This is a genomic window from Planktothrix sp. (assembly GCF_046067725.1).
Classification (GTDB): domain Bacteria; phylum Cyanobacteriota; class Cyanobacteriia; order Cyanobacteriales; family Microcoleaceae; genus Planktothrix.
This window is the reverse complement of the sequence record NZ_JBJUDF010000014.1, coordinates 1-21,831: the sequence shown is the minus strand read 5'-3', so window position 1 is coordinate 21,831 and position 21,831 is coordinate 1. Positions and strand designations below refer to the sequence as shown.

Annotated in this window: 18 protein-coding genes and 1 pseudogene; 9 read left to right on the top strand and 10 right to left on the bottom strand. The window is 37.9% G+C overall.

Annotated elements, in window-relative coordinates; translation table 11 throughout:
• Positions 1-43 precede the first annotated feature (43 nt).
• From cas7c to cas5c, 3 genes are read right to left on the bottom strand one after another with little or no spacing between them, the layout of a single operon-like run.
• Complete coding sequence (gene cas7c / locus ACKPEB_RS00785) at positions 44-892, bottom strand: type I-C CRISPR-associated protein Cas7/Csd2 (RefSeq protein WP_408962856.1); 849 nt, start codon at positions 890-892, stop codon at positions 44-46.
• Positions 893-895: 3 nt separating this feature from the next.
• Entirely contained in the window at positions 896-2,584 is a 1,689-nt protein-coding gene (locus ACKPEB_RS00780) for a type I-C CRISPR-associated protein Cas8c/Csd1 (RefSeq protein ID WP_408962855.1), read from the bottom strand.
• On the bottom strand, positions 2,578-3,246 hold the full coding sequence (gene cas5c, locus ACKPEB_RS00775) for a type I-C CRISPR-associated protein Cas5c (protein WP_408962854.1): 669 nt from the start codon (positions 3,244-3,246) through the stop codon (positions 2,578-2,580). Before cas5c ends, ACKPEB_RS00780 begins: the two co-directional genes overlap by 7 nt.
• A gap of 47 nt (positions 3,247-3,293) precedes the next feature.
• On the opposite strand from cas5c, the gene cas3 reads away from it, so the two are divergent.
• Positions 3,294-5,261 carry a CRISPR-associated helicase Cas3' gene (gene cas3, locus ACKPEB_RS00770; protein ID WP_408962853.1) on the top strand — a complete coding sequence of 656 codons (1,968 nt, stop codon included), beginning with the start codon at positions 3,294-3,296 and terminating at the stop codon, positions 5,259-5,261.
• 375 nt (positions 5,262-5,636) lie between these two features.
• Positions 5,637-6,596: an ABC transporter ATP-binding protein gene (locus ACKPEB_RS00765; RefSeq protein WP_408962852.1), complete on the top strand. Its 960-nt coding sequence runs from the start codon at positions 5,637-5,639 to the stop codon at positions 6,594-6,596.
• Positions 6,597-7,051: 455 nt separating this feature from the next.
• On the opposite strand, the gene ACKPEB_RS00760 is transcribed toward ACKPEB_RS00765, so the two are convergent.
• From ACKPEB_RS00760 to ACKPEB_RS00735, 6 genes are all read right to left on the bottom strand, one after another.
• On the bottom strand, positions 7,052-7,267 hold the full coding sequence (locus ACKPEB_RS00760) for a hypothetical protein (RefSeq protein ID WP_408962851.1): 216 nt from the start codon (positions 7,265-7,267) through the stop codon (positions 7,052-7,054).
• Positions 7,268-8,264: 997 nt separating this feature from the next.
• Positions 8,265-9,668 (bottom strand): IctB family putative bicarbonate transporter, encoded by a 1,404-nt coding sequence (locus ACKPEB_RS00755; RefSeq protein WP_408962850.1) that lies wholly within the window; start codon positions 9,666-9,668, stop codon positions 8,265-8,267.
• A 164-nt stretch (positions 9,669-9,832) separates the two neighbouring features.
• Positions 9,833-10,567 (bottom strand): NUDIX hydrolase, encoded by a 735-nt coding sequence (locus tag ACKPEB_RS00750; RefSeq protein WP_408962848.1) that lies wholly within the window; start codon positions 10,565-10,567, stop codon positions 9,833-9,835.
• Between the two features lie 90 nt (positions 10,568-10,657).
• On the bottom strand, positions 10,658-11,227 hold the full coding sequence (locus ACKPEB_RS00745; RefSeq protein WP_408962847.1) for a nicotinate-nucleotide adenylyltransferase: 570 nt from the start codon (positions 11,225-11,227) through the stop codon (positions 10,658-10,660).
• A 43-nt stretch (positions 11,228-11,270) separates the two neighbouring features.
• Complete coding sequence (locus ACKPEB_RS00740; protein WP_408962846.1) at positions 11,271-12,215, bottom strand: ADP-ribosylglycohydrolase family protein; 945 nt, start codon at positions 12,213-12,215, stop codon at positions 11,271-11,273.
• An 86-nt stretch (positions 12,216-12,301) separates the two neighbouring features.
• On the bottom strand, positions 12,302-13,723 hold the full coding sequence (locus ACKPEB_RS00735) for a nicotinate phosphoribosyltransferase (protein ID WP_408962844.1): 1,422 nt from the start codon (positions 13,721-13,723) through the stop codon (positions 12,302-12,304).
• A gap of 670 nt (positions 13,724-14,393) precedes the next feature.
• On the opposite strand from ACKPEB_RS00735, the gene ACKPEB_RS00730 reads away from it, so the two are divergent.
• The 6 genes from ACKPEB_RS00730 (at position 14,394) to ACKPEB_RS00705 (ending at position 19,854) form a co-directional block, all read left to right on the top strand.
• Positions 14,394-14,765: a hypothetical protein gene (locus tag ACKPEB_RS00730; protein ID WP_408962843.1), complete on the top strand. Its 372-nt coding sequence runs from the start codon at positions 14,394-14,396 to the stop codon at positions 14,763-14,765.
• Positions 14,766-15,007: 242 nt separating this feature from the next.
• Positions 15,008-16,243 carry an ABC transporter substrate-binding protein gene (locus ACKPEB_RS00725; protein ID WP_408962842.1) on the top strand — a complete coding sequence of 412 codons (1,236 nt, stop codon included), beginning with the start codon at positions 15,008-15,010 and terminating at the stop codon, positions 16,241-16,243.
• 84 nt (positions 16,244-16,327) lie between these two features.
• Positions 16,328-17,278: a branched-chain amino acid ABC transporter permease gene (locus ACKPEB_RS00720; RefSeq protein WP_408962841.1), complete on the top strand. Its 951-nt coding sequence runs from the start codon at positions 16,328-16,330 to the stop codon at positions 17,276-17,278.
• A gap of 125 nt (positions 17,279-17,403) precedes the next feature.
• Positions 17,404-18,366, top strand: coding sequence for a branched-chain amino acid ABC transporter permease (locus ACKPEB_RS00715; RefSeq protein WP_408962840.1), 963 nt, complete (start codon positions 17,404-17,406; stop codon positions 18,364-18,366).
• 3 nt (positions 18,367-18,369) lie between these two features.
• Positions 18,370-19,149 carry an ABC transporter ATP-binding protein gene (locus ACKPEB_RS00710; protein ID WP_408962839.1) on the top strand — a complete coding sequence of 260 codons (780 nt, stop codon included), beginning with the start codon at positions 18,370-18,372 and terminating at the stop codon, positions 19,147-19,149.
• Positions 19,150-19,152: 3 nt separating this feature from the next.
• The gene (locus tag ACKPEB_RS00705) at positions 19,153-19,854 is read left to right on the top strand and encodes an ABC transporter ATP-binding protein (protein WP_408962838.1); all 702 of its coding nucleotides are present in this window, start codon (positions 19,153-19,155) and stop codon (positions 19,852-19,854) included.
• Between the two features lie 199 nt (positions 19,855-20,053).
• Here the strand turns inward: ACKPEB_RS00705 and ACKPEB_RS00700 are convergent, their stop codons facing one another.
• Complete coding sequence (locus ACKPEB_RS00700; protein WP_408962837.1) at positions 20,054-21,355, bottom strand: hypothetical protein; 1,302 nt, start codon at positions 21,353-21,355, stop codon at positions 20,054-20,056.
• Between the two features lie 255 nt (positions 21,356-21,610).
• Between ACKPEB_RS00700 and ACKPEB_RS00695 the strand changes: the two are divergent.
• Positions 21,611-21,831: pseudogene (locus ACKPEB_RS00695) on the top strand (hypothetical protein); the annotation flags it as partial.

The window sequence follows — 21,831 nt, the reverse complement described above, 5'->3', positions numbered from 1 at the left end:
CCCCTCTGATGATCATTCTCACCCACCTTGGTCAAGGGATCTGTTAAATCAATCGAGTCAGTGTTACACCGTTAGGCATAGATTCATCAATTTTAATTTCATAATCATAAATACTACGTGGAACAGGCATCTTGCCTGTAATTTCAATCTTCTCAAAAAGTTTATGAGAGGCATAATTTCCCCATTTAGACTCATGGGAAAATACAAATAATCCCTGACAATTCATCGCTGGTCGGGCTGCACTTCGATCAAATTCCCAACAGTTTGATAACGCTTCCCAGAATAATTTTAAATCCGCTTCTGAGGCTTTAGATAATGCCGGATTATAGTGAATCTCGATTCGATATAATCCATAAGGAATCAGTTCTTTGCGCCCCATTGTTTTGTTATCCTTTCCTTCCTTTGCTTCCGTCGTTGCACAACGAGTAATCGTAGCGGAAATTGGCAAAATAGGGTCAACAGAACGTCCCCAAGAAACTTGTAACGGCCCCCAAACTTGACCCGCTTTCAATCCAATAGAAAGCACGGCCCCAAACATCCGAATATCATAGAAGTTTTCAATTAGCCAATCTTGAACTTGATTCTGTTGTTCAGGAGTTCCTCCTTTCTTTTTGTCACTAACAGTAAGCTTTAACTCTGTATAACCCCGTTCAATTGTTTCACGGAGAACACCACCTTCTTCAACAAAAATCTTATATTGCGAATCAGTTTGAGTGATTGCTACATAGTTTCGTACCTTTCGTTTTAAACAAGCATCACTCATTAATCCATGACGAGTTTCAGGGTCAATTCGGGGCTGATTTCCGGCATCAGGATCACCGTTAGGATTACCGTCACGACAATCTACTAACAAAATAGCATCGTGTTTTTTAGTGGGGTCATTATAAATCATGGCTTATTGTTCCTGTTGTTCTGACGGGTTTGATTTATCTTTTTTCGTGAAAAACTCTGAGCGCATTTTGGCAAAGCCAATAAAAAATAAGGACTGTTGACGAAGGTTAAAATTGTCGGGTAAATCTTCAGGGTTTACGTGAACAAATTCTTGATCGAGTAAATGTTTAAGATAACCCATTCCTTCTAATGCTTGAAGATGATGAACATAACAACCTGGGTATAAACGTCCAAAAATTTGAGATGGGGTTGAAGATAAGGTTTTAAGAGAACGGGTTACATTTGTATCTTCCTTATCCTGTTGGCGTCCTTTCATTTGTGCCATGTGCATCAAAAATGCAATTCTGCCTAAACGATAGGCAATAACATCTTTAGGTTCATCCATATCGGGTTGTTGTGTGTAAAAAAGTAATGCTTTTGCTCTGTCTTGGGATTTAAAAGTATCCTGAACAACACAAATTCGGTTAAGGAGTTTTTGAGCATATTCATCGGGTAATTCTTTTCCCAACAGAACAAAACCCATTAAGGCAGAATCAATGCGGGTTGTGTATTCTTTGTTCGGGTCAAGAAATGCAGCATTACGAAACACCCAAATAGGTTTAACCCAGTTGTCAAAATATTTTTGCAACTCGCAGAACCGACTGACATTTGCTGAGATTTCTTGAGGTGTAATTCGGTTAATTCCATTCATGGCTACCCGTCCAGAATTACCTTTTAAAACACCAAGATAAAAATTAGAAGAATAAGGATCTTTTGTGTTGATGGCATTTTCAGGACTTGCTGCATCGATCCCCGTAAATAAACCCGCTAATTGTGCAGCTTCAGGATCATTCCAGACCTGGGGGTTAATCCCTTCTTGGTTATGATCGCCCCAGAATAGGAACATTTGATCGCCGAAACGATGATGATGGTGATCGCTAGAAAGCAATAACTCAACGGCTTTTAAAATGCCTGTAGCGGTATCAAACCCGATGGGTGCATTATCATTCCCTGACCATCCCCAACTTTGATAAGCGGATTTATCAAAACTAGAAATAGCAGCCCCGGTTGTTTGAGTATTAGGAACACCCTTAATTTTACCCGGAAAGGTATTAATTAAAATGGGTTTAGACTCGCCTGTCAGAATACATTCCCCGTCAATTGTTTCCTGTTTTTGGGTAAAATATTTTGCCCAAAATTTCTGAACAGATGGAAGATTAGTGACTAAACATTTATCTTCATCCTGGGAATAGTAGACAAATACAAACTTATCTCGTTCCCCCAAAGCACTGTTTTTTGGGGCATATTCAAGGTGTTTTAATTCCTCTAAAATTTCCTCTGGGTTGGCTTGATTAAGGTAATCAATGACTGCTTTAACTAAAGGTTCAGAGGTTGCTAGGTGACACTGTTCTAATAATGCTCGATAAAGTTCCTGGCGGCGTTTTCCCCGTTCTCCGAACCCAAACAAATATTCTCCAGCATCAGCAATTAGAATCGGGTTATCACTATTTCTAGGTAAATCAGGTAACATCAACCGTTTACCAAAAGAATAGGTAATTTTTTCCTCTCCTTTTTTGTTGGTGGTTTTATGTTCGGTTGTTAGTAAACTAATTCTGTTCCGATCTAAGTTAATTTCATAAATTGCTAGAGATTCTCCATAACCGAGGGGGGAAAGTTGAAATTGCTGAGAAAATTGATAAAGTTCAGCTAACATTGCACAACTCCATCTCGCATCACGGCATCAAAGAATTCCGGTAAAACTCGACCTTTGACGATTTTTTTGCTGATGGAATCAAACCATTCAACACTACCTTTCGGGTCAGGAATATAGTGCATTTTTTTGAGAATTCGACCTAATTTAAAGGTTCCCAAAAGTTCAGGATCGATTGTTTCACTCCCATCAACAGGTGCAAAGTGGGCGACGTATTCTCGACATCCTAAACAGGGTTGACGATAACATTGACCCCGTTCAATACGTTTAGAAACTTGAGCAAAATATTTGTCAATGGGTTCTGTGGCATGGGGGGACAATTTTAAGGAAAATTCAATCACATAAGCGGGATTTTTGAGGACAACATGATGGCGTTGGCTTCGATCATCTGTGATTAAATAACGAGCGGTTTTGTCTTTTTTTGCCCAACTTTGTACTGTTCGGGGACTGATTTTGTTCTGTCCCATATTACGAAATATGGATTGATAGCGAATCGGATTCAAGACCGTAATAGAATGGATGACATAATCTATTTCCGGTTTCCAGAAGATGGCTTTTAAGACTCCTTCTGCTGCCGATGGTGTCAAAATTGGGTAGGTATGAGGATCAGCCTTTGTTTCAGGGCGGGTAAATAAGCCATACTCACCCCAGATTTTTAGCTTCATCTTCTATATGGGTTATAGAATAGTTATATACTAACACATCAATCTTCATGTTTGCAAGAATTTCTGAAAATGGAGATCAACAACTCCTGATTGACCATTTACAAGGGGTTGCAGCTAAAACTCGTGACAAACTTCCAGATTTTCTTAAGGAAATGGGCTATTATGCGGGGTTACTTCACGATTTAGGTAAAGCCAAACCCCTTTGGCAAAAATACTTATTAGGAGAGGAATCAAGGGTTAATCATTCCTTTGAAGGAGCAAGGGCAGCCATTGAACTGTCTGGAAATAAAAATCATGTGATCGCCCATGTAATTCGAGGACATCACACTGGATTAAAAGATTTGTTGAGATCGGATACTTTTGACACAGAATCGACTCAGTGGCAATCTTGTCTTAACCTGATTTTACCTGATCTTCGGTTCATCCCCCATTTAGAAATTGAGGACATTTTTAAGCAGGAATTAGCGATTAGAATTTTATTCTCAGCTTTAGTTGATAGTGATCGATTAGATGCTCAATTGTTTGAATTAAAATGTCAAAGCCCCCACGAGGAGGGCTTAGTTTATTCTAAAACTAATCTATGTTTCAATCCCGTTGGTTTTTCAAAATCGGAAAGCCAACTTAACAGAATCCGAAAGCAATTTCGAGATTCTATTTGTCAGTTTATCACCTCTGATCAAAGTTTGTATCGATTAGTCGGTGCTTGTGGAATTGGTAAGACACTGACCAGTTTAGAATTTGCTATTGAGCATTGTAATTATCATGGTATGAATGGCATCATTTATGTGGCTCCTTTTAAGTCGATTTTAGATCAGTCTGCTGAAGTTTACCGCCAGCAATTAGGGGATGATATTGTTCTCGAACATCACTCAGATTTTGTTCCTAAACCTGGAGATGAAAAGAGTTATAAACTCTCTTCTCAGCGATGGGATAAACCTGTGATTTTAACGACGGCTGTTCAGTTTTATGAATCTATTTTTAATAATAAACCAGCACAGTGTCGGAAGTTAGCAAGTTTGATTAATCGAGTGATTTTAATTGATGAATATCATACGGCACCTCCTCAGTTTATTGCACCGATTGCTGATGTTCTTCAAAATTTAGTTGAAGATTATGGATGTACAATTGTTTTAATGAGTGCGACTGCTCCGAAGTTGAAAACTTTTGGTTTGAATGCTGTTGATATGGTTGCAGTTGAAGATTTACAGCCACAATTCCAGGCTTTATCTCGATGTAGTTATCAATTTATTGAGGGGATGGATTGGGAAGCGATCGCATCCTATCCGGGTCAAAAATTAGTAATTGTTAACACTACTAAAACAGCGTCTAATGCCTTTCAAATTTTTAATACGTTACAACCTGGTCAGTGGTTACATCTTTCTTCTCGGATGTGTGTTGCTCATCGGAAATCGGTGATTCAGCAAGTTAAAACTGGACAATTTAATTGTATTTCTACTCAAATTGTAGAAGCTGGAATTGATATTGATTATCCGGTTATTTTTACTGAAGAATGCCCTCTAGACGCTTTGATTCAACGGGGTGGACGTTGTAACCGAGAAGGTTTGTTACCATCGGGGAATGTGTTTGTGATTCCTTGCGATCAATTTCCTGATCCTAAATATAAGAGTCTGGCTAAATCAACGAGTAAAGATCTTAAAAAATATGGACTTAATGCTGATAATCTGCTAAAGTTATTAGGGTGGTTTTTTGCAGATAAGTTTAATCAGCAGTTAAATGAAATTCAAAACTTACGGAAGGATTTAAAGTTTGAGTCTGTGGCTAAAAAGTTTAAGATGATTGACGACGATCACGAATCTGTTGTTTGTCGCTGGAAGGATGGGAGCAAACTGATTGATGCTTTGATGAATAAGCCTCAATTATCTTCTTTTGAGTGGAAGCAATTACAGCTTTACACGGCTACAGTTTCCCAGAAGGCTGAAAACTTGATCAGGACTTATGATAATGGCATGAAAGTCTGGGGAGGAGATTATGATGATCACGTGGGACTGCGATAACTGATAGGTGTTTGAAGGCTATAAGTCTGAAATGCTGATGATATGGAAGGTTGGGCGTTTTTTGTGAAATCACGTTGTCGCAAATTCTGAAACTATTACTCAGTAAAGGATTTAAAGATTTATTTCTAGCACAAATTTGACGAATAATGAAGGGTTTTGATATGATTAAATTAGGTTGTCGCCAACGCACCTTGAAAACTCCATATATTAAGACTTTTACAAGCCTGCTATAACAATCGAGTTTTTACTCGGTTGAGAATTGAAACTAGAATTTAAATAATGTTGTGATTTGGATGATCAATCTGTTATAATAACAATCGAGTGTTTACTCGGTTGAGAATTGAAACTTAACATTTTACTTAATCCCTAAAAGCTATGGATTCCCTGACAATTTCTTCCTCAAACCCTATTGTAGAAACCCATAATTTAGGCAAATTTTATCGGACGGGGTTTTGGATGAATCAAAAAATTGAATCCTTAAAAAATTGTACCTTAACCATTCATCGTGGAGAAACCTTTGGTTTATTAGGACAAAATGGCGCGGGGAAAACGACCTTATTAAAGACTTTATTAGGGATTGTGCGTCCGACTTCAGGATCAGCGATATTATTAGGAAAACCCATTGGTGATCGCCTTGTTAAACAGCGAGTCGGATATTTACCCGAAAATCCCTATTTTTATGATCATCTCACTGGATGGGAATTTTTAGAATTTGCGGCGGGACTATTTCAAATTCCGAAATCGATTCAACGTCAACGCATCCCCCAATTATTAGACTTAGTGGGATTAGCCAAAACCGCCGCGATTAAAAAGCAAATGCGTCAATATTCTAAGGGAATGTTACAACGGGTGGGAATGGCGCAAGCGTTAATTAATGATCCTGAAGTGGTGTTTTTAGATGAACCGATGTCAGGACTTGACCCGATGGGACGTTATCAAATTCGAGAAATTATTTTATCGTTAAAAGCCGAAAACAAAACAATTTTTTTTAATAGTCATGTTTTATCGGATGTGGAGAAAGTTTGCGATCGCATTGCTATTTTAGCCGAAGGAGAATTAATTAGCATGGGTTCGTTGGATGATTTATTAGGAACAACTCAAACCTACGCCGTGAAAGGTAAAGGAGGAGATGTTAAAATATTGCAAAATTGGATAGCCGATTTAGAAGTTGATCAAAACTATTGGGAAGGACATCTTAAAGGTGATCCAGAAGCGTTTTTAGTGGTATTAAAAGACATGAACGCTCAACTATTGAGTTTAAATTTATCCCGATTAACCTTAGAAGAATTTTTCATGCAGAAGTTAAAAGAAAGGGGAATTCATGCTAGTGGTTAAGGCAATAAACCCAACTCAGACAAACGAGTGTAATCTTCATTATCTGATTGAGGAATCATTTTGACTTGATGGGGCTTTTCATGAATACTACCCCATCTTTTTTAGCTCCATTTGGCTCCATTCCCTCTAGCTCAGATTTTAACGTTAACCTAACCGGAAACAATTTGCCAAGAACAGGGACAATTTTATGTTTTCTTTCAGGTGATTAATGAAGGGGGAAAAACGGCAAAATCTATACAAGTAATTGAAGAATTATACTGAAATAGAAATCTGATTGAACAAGGGGAACAACAAATTGATTTTCTTTTGGGAGGGGAATTCGCATCGGGTGCGTTTATTTTTAGTTATAACCCCCAAACAGGAACACTGAAAATATAAAATTGATTAAATTAAGATAATTTCCTTTCCAATTGATTGGAGAGGAAATTATCTCAAATCTGATCAAATCAGTTCCCTTATTGGGGAGAAGAAGTTGCTTCAGGAGAAGAAGTTGCTTGAGGAGCAGGAGTCGTAGCCGGAGCAGTTGTTGCTCCTGGAGCAGGAGTCGTAGCCGGAGCGGTTGTTGCTTCTGGAGCAGGAGTCGTTTCAGTGGTTGTATTACCACCACAAGCAGTTAATAAACAGGAAGAAGCGATTGCTAAACCCGAAAACACTAAAGCTAACTTTTTCATAGGAGATCTCAAGAAAATAGAAAGTCGGTCAATCAGAAGATGGCACAAAACAACCTTTAATCTGAGGAATGTTTTTGAAGGGTCAGTTAGGAATTCAATCGAGGTAGGAAGTGTTTGAGCCGGATTTTTCGGATAACAGTTTGGAATAACTTTAAGCCCTACAATTAAGGATTATCGATGTTGATAACCCTTGAATTAACTCTGATTAAAGTGATTTCTTGGTGTCACTGATTAAACGATCCAAGATCAACCAGATTCAATCTGTGTTTTCCTGATTCCTGAACTTATAACTAGAAATTAGGAAAACTTGGACATCACAACATCCAACTGATGAAAACCGTTCTTAACTCAAGCAAAACCTTTTTGTCAATCAGACAGAAAGCATTTTCCATGTTGTTTTGACCTCACCTTTCAAAAACACCTTTTTCCTCAATGATTAAGGAAGTTTTGGGATTTTTTATGGTTTACTTTACATATAATACAGGTTTTTATTAAAAATGGAAGATACTTTAGGGTAAATTACTGACGCTGACTTGGCAAGGTGAGTAAACCCCTTTGACACTTTCACGGGTGAACCGCGTGGGATTCTCCTGTCTAGCCCCGATTGCTCGGTCTTCATGGAGTTGCCCCCTACTGTTTCCAGAATGGCTTCACAGCAATATTAGAGGAGAGTGCAAGACTCTGAGGAGTGCCAAGCACCTCGTCCCAATTAACGGCTACGACCATTACAGTCTTTGGCTCTGCCAAGATTTTTCGCAGCTTTCTGTAGTTAACAGGGATAATCACAGTGGTTGCTTTTTCTCGCTATTGGCAACTTGTTTTTTTAAGGAGGTCGGAACATCCGACCTAATCAGCGAGGAACATCCTTGCTCTACTGTTAGAGTAGAGTCTTCACTCTTGGTATGTCAAGGGAAAAGAAAATTCAGTTTAACGTCAGTAAGGTTTTTGGGTGTATTGATCAGGGTTTGAACTCAAAGACGAAAAATCTTTAGCAATTTCAATATACCTGAATATCTGGAGATCCAATTTTCGCTGTAGGTTGATAATAGCTGGCAATTAATGCAATCATGAGCCACCATAAAGTATTAACTTGGGGACGATACCAAACCGTATCCACTAACCCATGACCTAACATTCCAACTAAAATTGAAATTGCTGCAATTAACCAAAATCCTTGAGGATTTCTTAACTCACGGAGTCGTTTTAATTGTATCCATCCTTGATTTAAGGTGATGGTTAATAACCACAGGAAACAGCTTAAACCAATGATTCCAGTTTCAACCGTAATTTCTAATAGAATTGAGTAGGCGCTTAAGGCTGTGTAGCGAGGCTGCATATACAGGGGATAAATTTTGTTAAACGCAACATTTCCAGGGCCAATTCCCAAGATAGGGCGATCTTTAATCATTTCAATGACGGACATCCAAACATTAATTCTAAAGTTATTACTACTATCTCCTCGACCTGCAAAAATACTGGCAACTCGATCTCGAACGGGAGGAACAAATAACACTGCTAATAATAGGAAAAGGGTTAATGCGGTTAAACCAATTGGTACGGCTAATTGTCTCCAAAAAGGAGAAAAGCGAATACTTAACCAATATAATAATAGAAGGGCAAAGGTAAACATTAATAGCACTAATCCAATCCATCCTCCCCGACTAAAGGTTAAAATTAAACAGGAAGAATTGACAACAATCATGGTTAAGGCTAATGCTTTGGGTAAAATCCCCGTCCAAACAAAAAAGGATGCTAAACTTAACCCCACTGCGGGTAATAAATACCCAGCTAATAAATTGGGATTGTTTAAATAACTATAAACCCGTGTTAAGTTTGATTGGGGGGATGTGGGGTCAACCCAAGTTGCTAAGGCTTCAGCCCCATTAAACCACTGTCTCAAACCATAAACACTAATGATTAAAGCGGTTAGCAAAAAGATGGTAATAAAAATTGAACGAATTTTAGGCGATCGCAATATTTTTGCCATTAAAGCAAATAAAATTAAATAAAGGGTTAATTTGATCCAACCACTAAAGGCGGCGATTTTAACCGGAGATAAAGCGGTAGCAACGGTAGCAATTCCCCAATATAATAAAACTATTAAGTGAATCGGAGTAAAAGCGGTTTTTGAGGGTTCATCCGTTAAAGTTAATAAGAGCCACCAGACGGCACAAGCTATTAATAAAACCCCGATTAATGCTGTTCCCACAAAGGGGGCTAAACCAAAGACAATCGTAATTAATAAAGCTCCCAAGGGTTCACCCCACTGCAATAACCAACTTCCCTGTCGCCATTGGTGTAAACACCCGGTTAAGCGATACAGAATACTGGTATTACGCCATTGGTAGATTAATAAGTTTTGTAGAGTAAATTGTTGCCAAACAGTGTTTAGGGTGGTCATGCCATTTAAGGGATTTTGAGATGACAGCTAATAAAATTTTGAGATTAGTATACCTTAGTTTGAGTTGTGAACGAAATCATCCAGCAAAATCTTAATCTGTTGGGTGTTTAAGTCTAGCACTTACTCATCCCTAGATGCTCAATTCGCTGAATTTAACCTCCAATTTATACAAACACTAAGGGTTTATCTTTTAAGGGTGCAAATGCTTCCGCATCAAATTGATATAAACTTGCAGGTCTACCCGCTCCCCGTGAGGTTTTGATTCCGGTATCCGAGAGAAAACCTAACTTGAGTAAACGGGTTCTAAAATTAGAATAATCAGAAAATCCTTCTCCTAAAATTGTTGTATAAAATTGATATAAATCCCCCAATGTAAATAATTTAGGTAAGACATCAAAAGCCACAGGACTATATTCTAATTTGTTTTGTAATCGACGATAACCATATTCTAAAATTTGATTATGATCAAAGGCTAAATGGGGAATTTTGTCAATCGGATACCAAGCAATTCCTGTAACACCATCAGCGATTAATTCTGCTTCTTCAAACCGAACTAAGGCAAAATAGCTAACGGATAAATAGCGAATATTATAACTATCTGGGGCTTCTCTGGGATCACGGTTAGGGCCGCCAAAGGTATATAATTGTTCTAAATATAAATTTTCAACCCGAATCTTCTCTGCTAAAATTCGATAAGCTGCATCTTCTAAAGATTCTCCTTTTTGAAGTAACGTTCCGGGTAAACTCCAAGTATTCATAAAGGGTTCTTCTTTTCGCATTACTAATAAAACTAATAACCGATTTTGCCCGGTATCAACGGAAAAAATCACATTATCAACACCGACCTTAAAATGTTCTAATCGAAGAGATTCGGATTTTTTATAATTTTTATCAATCATTGATGTTTTCCTAAAAATATAGCTTAATTATAATATTGTATTGAATGATTTTTTCAATGCCCAGGATTTTGTCAATATCCTGGCTGTTTTCTATTTTCTACTGTACAACTGTTTTTGGTCAATATAATCTTGTACAGGTGGGGGTAAAACTTCTATATTTCCGGTTTGACGATAATGGCTTGAAGAAACAGGCAACCCTTGGATCGAAGCAATTGTTACCTGTGTTCCTAACTGTCTGAGTCGGTCTAAATCTGTTTCTTCTACTCGATAAGCGGGTCGAGGAATAATTAATAGTTTCACTTGGCTCAAAAGAGTTGCGATCTGATACCATTGAGGAATTTGTTTGATCAAATCTGAACCAATGACTAACGTATATTCACCGTCTGACCAATATTTTTTTGCTCTTTCTAAAGTTTCTAAGGTTCGGCGACTACTTAGTTCAGGATACACAGCAATATTTTGATGCGGTGCATTAATTTCTTCTATTAATAAAGATAACATTTTCATGCGATGTTCTAAGGGGGTTTGATGGGTTTTAAACGGGTTATCCGATGCCCAAACCACAACTTGATCAAACCGTTGAGACAGCCAAAGAAGAATGGCTTGATGTCCTGCTGTTGGAGGGTCTGCACTGGTTCCAAATAGGGCAATTTCAGTCATTTTTGGGTTTGGGGTTAATTCCCCTTTGTAAACAGAATTACAATTAAATTGTTGAGAAAATCGCTTGTTCTAACTGATCGGCTAAGGCAATAATATCATCTTTGCGAGCAATTTGTTCAATCCATGCTGAAGGAATATTTTCCACCCCATAATAAAGTCCTGCTAAACCTCCGGTAACTGCGGCTGTTGTGTCAGTATCTTCTCCTAAATTAACAGCTTTGAGAACAGCTTCTGAATAGGAAGATGTTGTTAATAAACACCAAAGCGCGGCTTCTAAGGTATGAATTACATAACCACTGGAGTTAATTTGATCCATGAAGAGTTGATCAATTTTACCTGTTAAAACTCGTTCAAATCGAGAGGCTTCTACCGTTAAACTCGGATTATAATAAATAGGTTTTACGGCTTCTATTCCCTGAAGGTAAGCGGATTTTAAATCCAAACCTTCAAGGAGTTTAACAGCAATACTAATATAAATTCCGCAGGCAATTTGTGAGCGGACATGAGCATGGGTTAAACAAGAACATTCATGAACCCACTGAATTAATTGATAAAAGGAAACGGTAGGAGATAAATACACCATCGGCAAAATTCGCATCAAGGAACCATTGCCATTACTCCGTTCACTGGTTTCTCCCGCTTCCACTGGATTAACCCCATTAAGAATATTTTTAATCGCTTGATTTGTGGTGCCCCCAATATCAAAAACTTCACCATGAGGTGTCCATTCTTGTTGATAGCGCCAACGCTTAAAAGAATCAGCGATCGCTTTTAAATTATATCCTTGACGAAGACTATCTGCTAAACATAACATCAAGGAACTATCATCTGACCAAGTACCCGGAGGTTGTCTATAAGTTCCATATCCAGTCATTGTTGTGATGGGATTTTGAAGACGTTCTTGACGGCTGGAAAATTCGACAGGAACACCTAACGCATCACCGACACAAATCCCCATTAAACCTGATAAAATTGCTGATTTTTTCATATGACTATAAACATTTTTCTATCTATCAAGATCAAACCTTTAAACTGGGTGAGAACTGATCACAATAACTCAGAATATTTTACGATTTAACGATGGGTTATTGCTGTTAATTTTTGTAACGCTGAGGAAATTTGAATGGTGGGAGAAATGGGCTGTTTTAAACATCGGGTTTCTGATGATAAACTAGCAACAGATTGGGCGGTGCGTTCAGCAATTTTTCTTAATGGTTCTGTTGGATAAAGTCGTTTTCCCTTTTTCATCACTAACTGCAATAAAGGGATGGGTGTAGGAAACATCGATTGCACGCTAGAATATGGCTCCAATTCCGACTCCTTGTGTTCTGTCATTAACCCAATTTCATCAGCAATGAATTGACCGTTTTTCAAGGTTCTAAAAATTTGCTTTCTCCCCGGATAAGTCACTTTTCCCGTTGCTTCTTTCATCACCGGTTTTCCTTCAATTTCCACTAACTTATACACTCCATTCACCGGAGTTCCTGTGACTAATTTTGTTCCTAAACCATAGCCATCAATCATCGCCCCTGCTGCTTGCAAACGGGCAATTTCATATTCGTCTAAATCGCCACTGGCAAAAATCGGAACATCAGGTAATAGCGATCGCACTTGCTGTGATAAACTCACTAAATCTCCCGAATCTAACCGCACTCCTTTTAACTCAATTTCACCTTGTTTAACCTGTTCGGATAATTGACGGGCGGCATCAATCGTATTATAGGTATCAATTAATAAAGGAGCCCCTGGAAAATAGCGATGAAACGCTGTAAAAGCTTGCATTTCTGACCCTTCTAAAGCGGAAATTGCCATCACTAAGGCATGGGCCATTGTTCCGGTTGGTTTCCGACCTAATTTTAATGCCGCTAAAACATTAGATGTCGCATCCAACCCTCCCGCTAAAGCCGCCCTAGCCGCCCAAATGGACGCTTGGGGACTAAACGCTCGTCTGGTACCAAATTCTAATAAGGTTGTTGTTGGCCCAGCGATATCGCGCAACCGGGCAGCACGGGTCGCAATTAAGGTTTGATAATTAATTGTATTTAATAGATAAGTCTCAATTAACTGAGCTTGCCAGAGCGGTGCTTCTATTCTCAATAACGGTTGGTTTGGGAAAATCGCCGTTCCTTCGGGAACCGCCCACACATCTCCGGTAAAACGTCCCGTTGCGAGGAGTGACCAAAACCCTTGGGGGGCTTGGGTAAACAGTCCTGTAGACTGTAGGGCGTGAAGTTGAGCTTCGCTGAAGTGAAATTTTTCTAAATATTCTAGGGCTTGGGCGAGTCCCATCGCAATTAAATAACCAAACCCCTCTGGCAATTTGCGGGTAAACAGTTCAAAACTGGCTTGACGTTGGTCGAGTTTCTCGCCAGTGTAACAGGCGATCATGGTCAGTTGGTAGAGGTCGGTTAACAAACTATAATCATCCGCAGTCAGATTGAGGTCAGGTTCTTCCCAGACTTCCTGAAAGTTAAGGGGAGACAAGGCGGTATTCATAGCGTCATATCCTGGGTGAGTGCATTGAATTAATTATAGTAAGTTTTACCAAATATATCAAGGGTAATTTTGGATACCGTTTGAAAAAAATGCTGTTTTTTAAGTGTTTTAGGTGATTTTTACAGAATTTTTACATTGATTTATAGTAATTTTAATTAAAATCAGTTAAAATATCAACCGTGCATCTAAGATTCTGCAATCGGTGACTTACACAGGATCATAGCCTTGGTAAAAATTGATAACGTAAGAGCCATCAAATGGATTTGAGTAAAATTTTATACTCAAATCCGATGGCTTTTAGGAACTTATTAACCTTTTCATTACTTTTTAAGGTTCAAAGATGAAACAAGCTCTCCTAATCAAAAATTTGAGAACGGCTATAGACAATCAAGCTTTTTTAAACTTGTTGAAGTTTTACATTCCTTTTCTGTTCATTTTAATCATTTCAGGGTTGCAGAACAGTGTTTCTGCTTCTAAATTAACGAGAGATATTTTTACTCTCACTGGAAGTCCCCCGTTTATTGGTTTAATCTCAAATTTAGGTGTCTTTACTTGGTTAAGTAGTGCAGTGATTTGTATTTTTTCATTTTTTCTCCTTTCACCTACAAACTACCAAGAGCAAAAACTTAAAAATTTTATTGGGCTATCGGGTTTAATTTCCTTCTGGTTCATGCTAGATGATTTTTTTTTGTTTCATGAATTAGTGTTTCCTCAACTTCTTAATATCCAAGAAAGCCTCGTTATTAAAGCCGAATTAATTTGGCTGATTTCTCATCTAATTTTCTATAGAAACATTGTCCTAAAATCTACTTATTTCATGATTTTAGGAATGGCTTTACTCATGTTTGGAGTCTCTTTGGGCATCGATTTTTTACCTATTCATGTAGATTATGGTCGGTCTACAAGTAACTGGTACTTTCTATTAGAGGATGGCAGTAAACTCATCGGAATTGCAACTTGGTGTTTTTATCTTTCTACCGTTTGCGCTCAAGCCCTCTTAAACGCTAAAAGTTCTAGCGATTCTCAAGCTGATTCTGCCTGATTGTCGAGTCAACATTAAAGGGGCAAACCATACATTTCAAGTTAGGAATTCAATGATCAGCTTGATGAACCATTGAACCTGCTCTAACTATCAAACTGTCATATTTTCTGAAGGTCTCAAATCTTTAAAAAACAGCTTGTATCCAAACCCATACAGTTGTATAATTGGCAGCCATCCCACTTGCACTCAGAACCCAACTCCTGAGCGCAAGATTACTTATTTCTTGTGTGGTTTGCACCCTAATGATTAAAAGACGCCAATTTATTCCTCTATTTTTATCAGGAATTACCTTTTCTTTAGTAGTAGCCTGTAATTCCTCTCAACCCTCTGGAACTAACATTACTCCGAGTCCCAATTCAACTACAACGACCAGCCAAAATGCGAATGGAATTCCCATTGGAGTTGTTCTTGCCCAAACCAGTAACGCTGCATTATTAGGACAAGAACAAGTCATTGGCGTGAAAATAGCAGAACAGTATTTTAATCAGCAAGGTGGGGTAAATGGAACCCCGATTAAAATAGTGCTTCAAGATGGCGGAGGTGATGAACAAAGTGCTATTAATGCCTTTAATACTTTAATTACTCAAGAAAAAGTAGTGGCAATTTTAGGCCCTTCTTTATCTCAACAAGCGTTTGCTGCTAACCCCATTGCAGAACGAGCAAAAGTCCCGGTTTTAGGCCCTTCTAATACCGCTAAAGGAATTCCTGAAATTGGAGATTATATTGCACGGGTTTCTGCTCCCGTTGCGGTGGTTGCTCCTAACGCGGTACAAGCAGCATTAAAACTAAATCCTAACTTAAAAAAAGTTGCCGTTTTCTATGCTCAAAATGATGCCTTTAGTAAATCAGAAACGGAAACCTTTCAACAAACGGTTAAAGATTTAAACTTAGATTTAGTCACGGTTCAAAAATTCCAAACCACCGACACCGATTTTCAAAACCAAGCCACTGCTGCTATTAACTTAAACCCAGATTTAATTGTTATTTCAGGGCTGGCTGCTGATGGCGGAAATTTAATCAAACAGTTACGACAACTCGGTTATCAAGGATTAATTATTGGCGGGAATGGTTTAAATACCTCTAATATTTTACCGGTTTGTCAAAAAGAATGTGATGGGGTGATTATTGCTCAAGCTTATAGTCCTGAAATTGATAATCCGATTAATAAAACCTTCCGAGAAACTTATGTAACTGAAAATAAAAAAGAACCACCTCAATTTACCGCCCAAGCTTTCGCGGGAATTCAAGTGTTTGTAGAAGCATTAAAAGCCGTTGACCAGAAAAATAAAATTAGTAGTTTATCTTTAGAACAGTTAAGAGAGCAATTAAATCAAGCTATTTTATCAGGAAAATATCAAACAGTTTTAGGCAATCTTTCCTTTACTCCTGAAGGGGAAATCATACAAGAACAGTTTTATGTTGCCCAAATTAAAATGGATGAAACAGGAGAAAATGGCAAATTCACCTATTTAAAATAACGTCTATAGTGCTACGCACTTTTAGAACAGGGAATAGGGAACAGGGAACAGGGAATAGAGGGAAAAAGGAAATACGGAATAACTATGGATTTTAATTTGTTTTTGCAATCCTTCTTAAATGGTTTATCAATTGGTAGTGTTTACGCTATTTTTGCGTTAGGTTATACTTTGGTTTTTTCAATTTTAGGGGTGATTAATTTTGCTCATGGGGCTATTTTTACCTTGGGAGCTTATTTTACCTATACGTTATCGGGGGGAGTTTTTGGGTTTAATGGATTATTAGCCAATGGAAAATTACCCTTTCAATTACCCTTTTTTCTAGCTTTAATTTTAGGCAGTATTTTAGCGGGATTAGCATCTATTGTTTTAGAACGATTAGCCTTTAAACCGTTAAGAGTTCGAGGGGCTGATCCCTTATTAACCCTGGTTTCTAGTTTGGGGGCTGCGGTGGTGATTGTCAACATCATTCAATATTTAGTTGGGGCAGAAATTTACACTTTTCCTGATAATATTTATGGCAATATTCCCGCCGCTATTAATTTTGGAACCGCCACTCGACCCATTATGATTAGAACCGTACAAGTGATTATTTTTGCGGTTTGTGCAGTCATGGTGGCTTTATTAACCTATCTGGTGAATGGCACAAAAATCGGGAAAGCGTTACAAGCCGTCGCCGAAGATGAAACCACCGCTAGTTTATTAGGAATTAACCCCGAACAATTTATTAAAATAACCTTTTTTGTCAGTGGACTTTTAGCGGGATTAGCCGGAACATTAGTAGGTTCTAGTGTGAGTATAGCAGGGCCGTATTTTGGGATTAGTTTTGGGTTAAAAGGCTTAGGCGTGATTGTTTTAGGAGGGTTAGGAAGTATTCCGGGGGCGGTAATTGGAGGGTTATTATTAGGATTAGCAGAAGCCTTTGTTCCTCCTGATTTTTCCGGCTATCGAGAGGCGATTTCTTTTGCTATTCTTTTTATTATGCTCTTAGTTCGACCGGAAGGATTATTAGGACGTAAACGGATTCAAAAGGTATAATTGAAGAGGGAACAGGGAACAGGGAACAGAAGGGAAAATAGGGAATAGGGGATAGGAAAAACTAATTGGCTATCCGAACAATTATTTCTAGCAAACATTAAAGGATGGAATATTAATTAAAATTTATGATTAATTTTTTAAACGCCTATGGATTTTTAATCGTTTCAATGTTATTTGGGGCGGTGCTTGGGTTGTCTGTTTATTTACCCTTAATGGCGGGTCAACTTTCCTTAGCAACCCCTGGATTTTATGCGTTAGGCGGTTATATTGCTGCGATTTTATCAACTCAAGTCTTTAAATTCACGGGGACTATTTTTCCTTTTCCATTTTTGGTGTTAGAACTCATAATAACGGCTCTGGTTTCTGCTGTTTTAGCCATAGCATTAGGAATTCCAGTGCTAAGATTACGGGGGATTTATTTAGCGATTTCAACCATTGCTTTTGTCGAAATTTTAAGGGTTTTAGCGTTAAATTTGGAGATAACAGGTGGGGCGGTTGGTATTTTTGGAATTCCTCAACCCTTTGCAACTTCCTTAGAATATTTATGGGTAGCCATTCCCTTGTTAATTCTGAGCATGGTTTTATTATACCGCTTAGAAAAAATTAAAGCTGGACGAGCCTTTAGTGCCATTCGAGAAGATGAATTAGCCGCCGATTCGATGGGAATTAACCCGACTTATTATAAAGCATTGTCCTTTACTTTGGGGGCAATTTTAGCCGGATTAGTGGGAACGATTAGCGCCCATTTTCTCAATACTTGGAATGCACGTCAAGGAACCTTTGATAGTAGTATTATTTATTTAGCTTTTGTGTTAATTGGCGGGTCAAGAACCTTTTGGGGGCCAGTTTTAGGGGGAATTATTCTTACCGCTTTACCGGAAGTGTTACGGGGAATGGGGGGAATCAGTAGTTTACCGTTATGGTTCGCTCAATTTTTACGAGATGGTCGTTTAATTATTTTTGGGGTATTATTGGTTTTGGGTTCAATTTTTTATCCGCAAGGCTTAATTACTCCTGAATTCTTAAATAAAATCGCTCGAAAAAATCCGTTTCGAGGAATTTTAAACAAACAATCCATTAAAGGTTAACCGATGAGTTCATCAACAGTACAACCGATTTTAGAAGTACAAGGTTTAACCCGATATTTTGGCGGTTTATTAGCGGTTGATCAGGTATCTTTTACGGTTCAAGAGCAAGAAATATTCGGTTTAATTGGCCCCAATGGAGCCGGAAAAACCACGTTATTTAATTTAATTACTGGGTTAATTCCACCGTCTAAGGGTTCATTGATTTATCAAAATAATCCCATCACTCAATTAAAACCTTATCAAATTGCAGAAAAAGGAATCGCCCGAACCTTTCAAAATCTCCGGTTATTTGGTAATTTATCCGCTTTAGAAAACGTAGCGATCGCTCGTCATATTCACAACAAATCTAATCTAATATCAGGGATTTTAGGTTTACCCCAAGCGGTACAAATTGAACAAAAAAACTATGAGAAAGCTAGAGAATTATTAGCAATTTTTGGATTAGCAGATCGAGTGGAACAAAAGGCTCGTAATTTTGCCTATGGTGACCAACGACGCTTAGAAATTGCTCGTGCGTTAGCTTTAGAACCCAAATTATTATTATTAGATGAACCTGCGGCGGGGATGAACCCCAGTGAGAAAAAAGAACTGAGTGATTTAATTCGCCAAATTGCTAGACAATTTCAGTTAACCGTAATTTTAATTGAACATCACGTCCCTCTCGTGATGGGGTTGTGCGATCACATTGCGGTTTTAGACTTTGGTAAACTCATTGCATTAGGAGAACCGGAAATTGTGAGAAATAATCCTGCGGTCATTGAAGCTTATTTAGGAGATGAATAAATAATGTTAGAATTAGTGAATGTATCTGTTAATTATGGCTCGATTCAAGCTTTAAAAGATATTAATCTTGTCGTCAATCAAGGAGAAATTGTCACTTTAATTGGTGCAAATGGGGCGGGTAAAAGTACCACGTTAAAAACGATTTCTCGCTTAATTAACCTTCGTCAAGGAAAACTAATTTATCAAGGAAAAGATATCACGAATTTACGACCGGATCAAGTCGTTAAAATGGGTATCGCTCAAAGTCCAGAAGGTCGGAGAATTCTATCTCAACAAACGATATTAACCAATTTAGAATTAGGAGCTTATACCCGCAGCGATCGCTTAGGAATTAAAACAGATATTGAAAAACAATTTATCACCTTTCCCCGGTTAGCTGAACGAAAACATCAATTAGCAGGAACTTTAAGCGGTGGAGAACAACAAATGTTAGCGATCGCCCGTGCGGTGATGAGTCGTCCTCAGTTATTATTATTAGATGAACCCAGTTTAGGATTAGCCCCCCAAATTGTTCGAGAAATCTTCTCAGTTATTCGTCAACTCAATCAATCAGGTGTTACGATTTTATTAGTCGAACAAAATGCCCATTTAGCTTTAGAAATTGCGGATCGAGGTTATGTTTTAGAAGCGGGTTGTTTAACGTTAACTGGAAAAGCTTTTGAGTTATTAACAGATGAACGAGTTAAACAAGCTTATTTAGGTTAAAAACTCCATAAATTTATTAGTAGCAATACTATTTTAACTGTAGGGGTTTGGTTTCCAAACCCTCTAGGGTCTGGGTGAGAAATAGTGTAGGAGATGAGTCCGAAGCAGTGATAGAAGTTTGATTTCCAAACCCTGTAGAGTCTGGGTTGGGAGACCCAACCCCTACCATAAAATATATTACTTTGAGCGTTATTAAAATTCAAGCTTGAACTTGAAAATAATGGTAAAGATTAGCAACGGTTAAATCGGGTACTTCTTCCCAATTTTTAGGGGCTAATCCATTTAAACCAGTGGCGATCGCTTGATTCAAAATATAAGATTCATAATCTCGGCGTAATTCGGGTTTAACGATAAGTTTTAATTGATCTCGTAACGCCGAATAGTGGGATTTTTGTTTTAATTCTTCATAGATTTGCATTTCTAAGGGTTTGACAGCTAAGTCATTTTGTGGGGCTTCAACCTTAACTGTTTCTGAGGTTTCAGGTTCTAACATTGCTAATTGTTCTCGTTCATCAGCCGATAAACTTTTAAACCAATTAGTATGATCTTGCCAAGATTTTAAAGCGGTACAATCATGGATTTTAATTCGGGCGATTTCAGGAAAGAGAAAATCAAGTTCTTCTTGGGAACTACATTGATTAATAATATTCAGTAATTCTAGATGAATTTTATTTTGCAGTTGTTCGAGGTGTTCCTGAACTGCTGTTAATTGATTTTGAGCTTGATAAGCAGCAATAATAGCTTGTTCAATCGCCCAAGCGCATTCCATCCGACGCAGTTGACCCGCAGCACAAGTATTTTCTAATAAATTGGGGTTAGAGTAATCAGCTAAAGCATTATAGAGCATCGTTAACACCCCATTAATTTGATCATTTCTAGCATTTAGATCTTCAATGTTCATCGCTCGTTTAAACCAATCTAATGCTGTTATAAATTTGCCATAGGCTGTAATTAAAATCAAACGATGACTATTATATTTAATATCTTCTGCAACTTCATCAATACGTTTAATAATACTGTCTCCCTGATCTTTTAAAGCTGATTTGAGATCAATAAATCCTCCCGTTACCGTTAATTTAAGTTGTTTGATATCTTCTCTTAACTTTAAGGTTTGATATAAATTTACCGCCGCAAGAACACCCGTTACCGCCACACCGACACCAATAACCGCAGTCGTTGATTGTAGAACTCCGAGACTCGCTTGTAACTGGTTAATTCCTTGATAAGTTTTCTGAAATCCTCGATGAACCTGATACATTTGAGCTAGACCCATACCCACTTCCACAGGTGCGGTTATGGGTGCTAGGGGGCTATCATTCATGATTGTACCAATGGCGTGACCTGCAAATTGACCCGCATTGGCTGTTCCTTTCGCCCATCTAACCATACTTAAAGGGACTCCTGAGTTGGAAGAAACTACCTCATAGACACCCTTGGCTAAACCTTCTTGAATTGCAGGGGAAAATACAAATTGCATGGAGGGACTGAAAAAAGACATCATTTTTGACCTAACTCTTTAATTATTGTAAACTCATTATTCTCTAAAAATTAACAAATATTGCTAAAATTTTATGTTGTAAAAATTTTGTTTCAAGGGCTTAAGTGTTTTTACATAAAATCAAGTGATGTGTATAAAAATTATTGTATTTTAAACCGTGTAAATACGGATCAAGAGGTTATATTTTGTTACTAAGTTGATGAATTGTATCTCTAATCTTGTACAGTAGAACTGTATGTTTTATTGAGGTTGGCTGCAATGAATGAATTTTTAAAGGTCTTCGAGTCTATTACTGCATCAACGGTTTCTGTACAAAATAATCCGGGTGAATCTTCCGAGTTAAAACAGTCCGCAACGGAGTTAAATCAGTCTATCAAATTTTGTACTGAGGAATTGAAACAGTCTGCTACTAGATTAAAAGAATTAATGGTGGTTAGTTATAAAGATTTAGATTATGCTGAGGATGTCTGGAATAGTAA

Excerpts from the sequence above, each read along its gene's own strand:
- cas7c (WP_408962856.1), bottom strand. The coding sequence starts at position 892 with ATGATTTATAATGACCCCACTAAAAAACACGATGCTATTTTGTTAGTA.
- ACKPEB_RS00780 (WP_408962855.1), bottom strand. The coding sequence starts at position 2,584 with ATGTTAGCTGAACTTTATCAATTTTCTCAGCAATTTCAACTTTCCCCC.
- cas5c (WP_408962854.1), bottom strand. The coding sequence starts at position 3,246 with ATGAAGCTAAAAATCTGGGGTGAGTATGGCTTATTTACCCGCCCTGAA.
- cas3 (WP_408962853.1), top strand. The coding sequence starts at position 3,294 with ATGTTTGCAAGAATTTCTGAAAATGGAGATCAACAACTCCTGATTGAC.
- ACKPEB_RS00765 (WP_408962852.1), top strand. The coding sequence starts at position 5,637 with ATGGATTCCCTGACAATTTCTTCCTCAAACCCTATTGTAGAAACCCAT.
- ACKPEB_RS00760 (WP_408962851.1), bottom strand. The coding sequence starts at position 7,267 with ATGAAAAAGTTAGCTTTAGTGTTTTCGGGTTTAGCAATCGCTTCTTCC.
- ACKPEB_RS00755 (WP_408962850.1), bottom strand. The coding sequence starts at position 9,668 with ATGACCACCCTAAACACTGTTTGGCAACAATTTACTCTACAAAACTTA.
- ACKPEB_RS00750 (WP_408962848.1), bottom strand. The coding sequence starts at position 10,567 with ATGATTGATAAAAATTATAAAAAATCCGAATCTCTTCGATTAGAACAT.
- ACKPEB_RS00745 (WP_408962847.1), bottom strand. The coding sequence starts at position 11,227 with ATGACTGAAATTGCCCTATTTGGAACCAGTGCAGACCCTCCAACAGCA.
- ACKPEB_RS00740 (WP_408962846.1), bottom strand. The coding sequence starts at position 12,215 with ATGAAAAAATCAGCAATTTTATCAGGTTTAATGGGGATTTGTGTCGGT.
- ACKPEB_RS00735 (WP_408962844.1), bottom strand. The coding sequence starts at position 13,723 with ATGAATACCGCCTTGTCTCCCCTTAACTTTCAGGAAGTCTGGGAAGAA.
- ACKPEB_RS00730 (WP_408962843.1), top strand. The coding sequence starts at position 14,394 with ATGCTAGATGATTTTTTTTTGTTTCATGAATTAGTGTTTCCTCAACTT.
- ACKPEB_RS00725 (WP_408962842.1), top strand. The coding sequence starts at position 15,008 with ATGATTAAAAGACGCCAATTTATTCCTCTATTTTTATCAGGAATTACC.
- ACKPEB_RS00720 (WP_408962841.1), top strand. The coding sequence starts at position 16,328 with ATGGATTTTAATTTGTTTTTGCAATCCTTCTTAAATGGTTTATCAATT.
- ACKPEB_RS00715 (WP_408962840.1), top strand. The coding sequence starts at position 17,404 with ATGATTAATTTTTTAAACGCCTATGGATTTTTAATCGTTTCAATGTTA.
- ACKPEB_RS00710 (WP_408962839.1), top strand. The coding sequence starts at position 18,370 with ATGAGTTCATCAACAGTACAACCGATTTTAGAAGTACAAGGTTTAACC.
- ACKPEB_RS00705 (WP_408962838.1), top strand. The coding sequence starts at position 19,153 with ATGTTAGAATTAGTGAATGTATCTGTTAATTATGGCTCGATTCAAGCT.
- ACKPEB_RS00700 (WP_408962837.1), bottom strand. The coding sequence starts at position 21,355 with ATGATGTCTTTTTTCAGTCCCTCCATGCAATTTGTATTTTCCCCTGCA.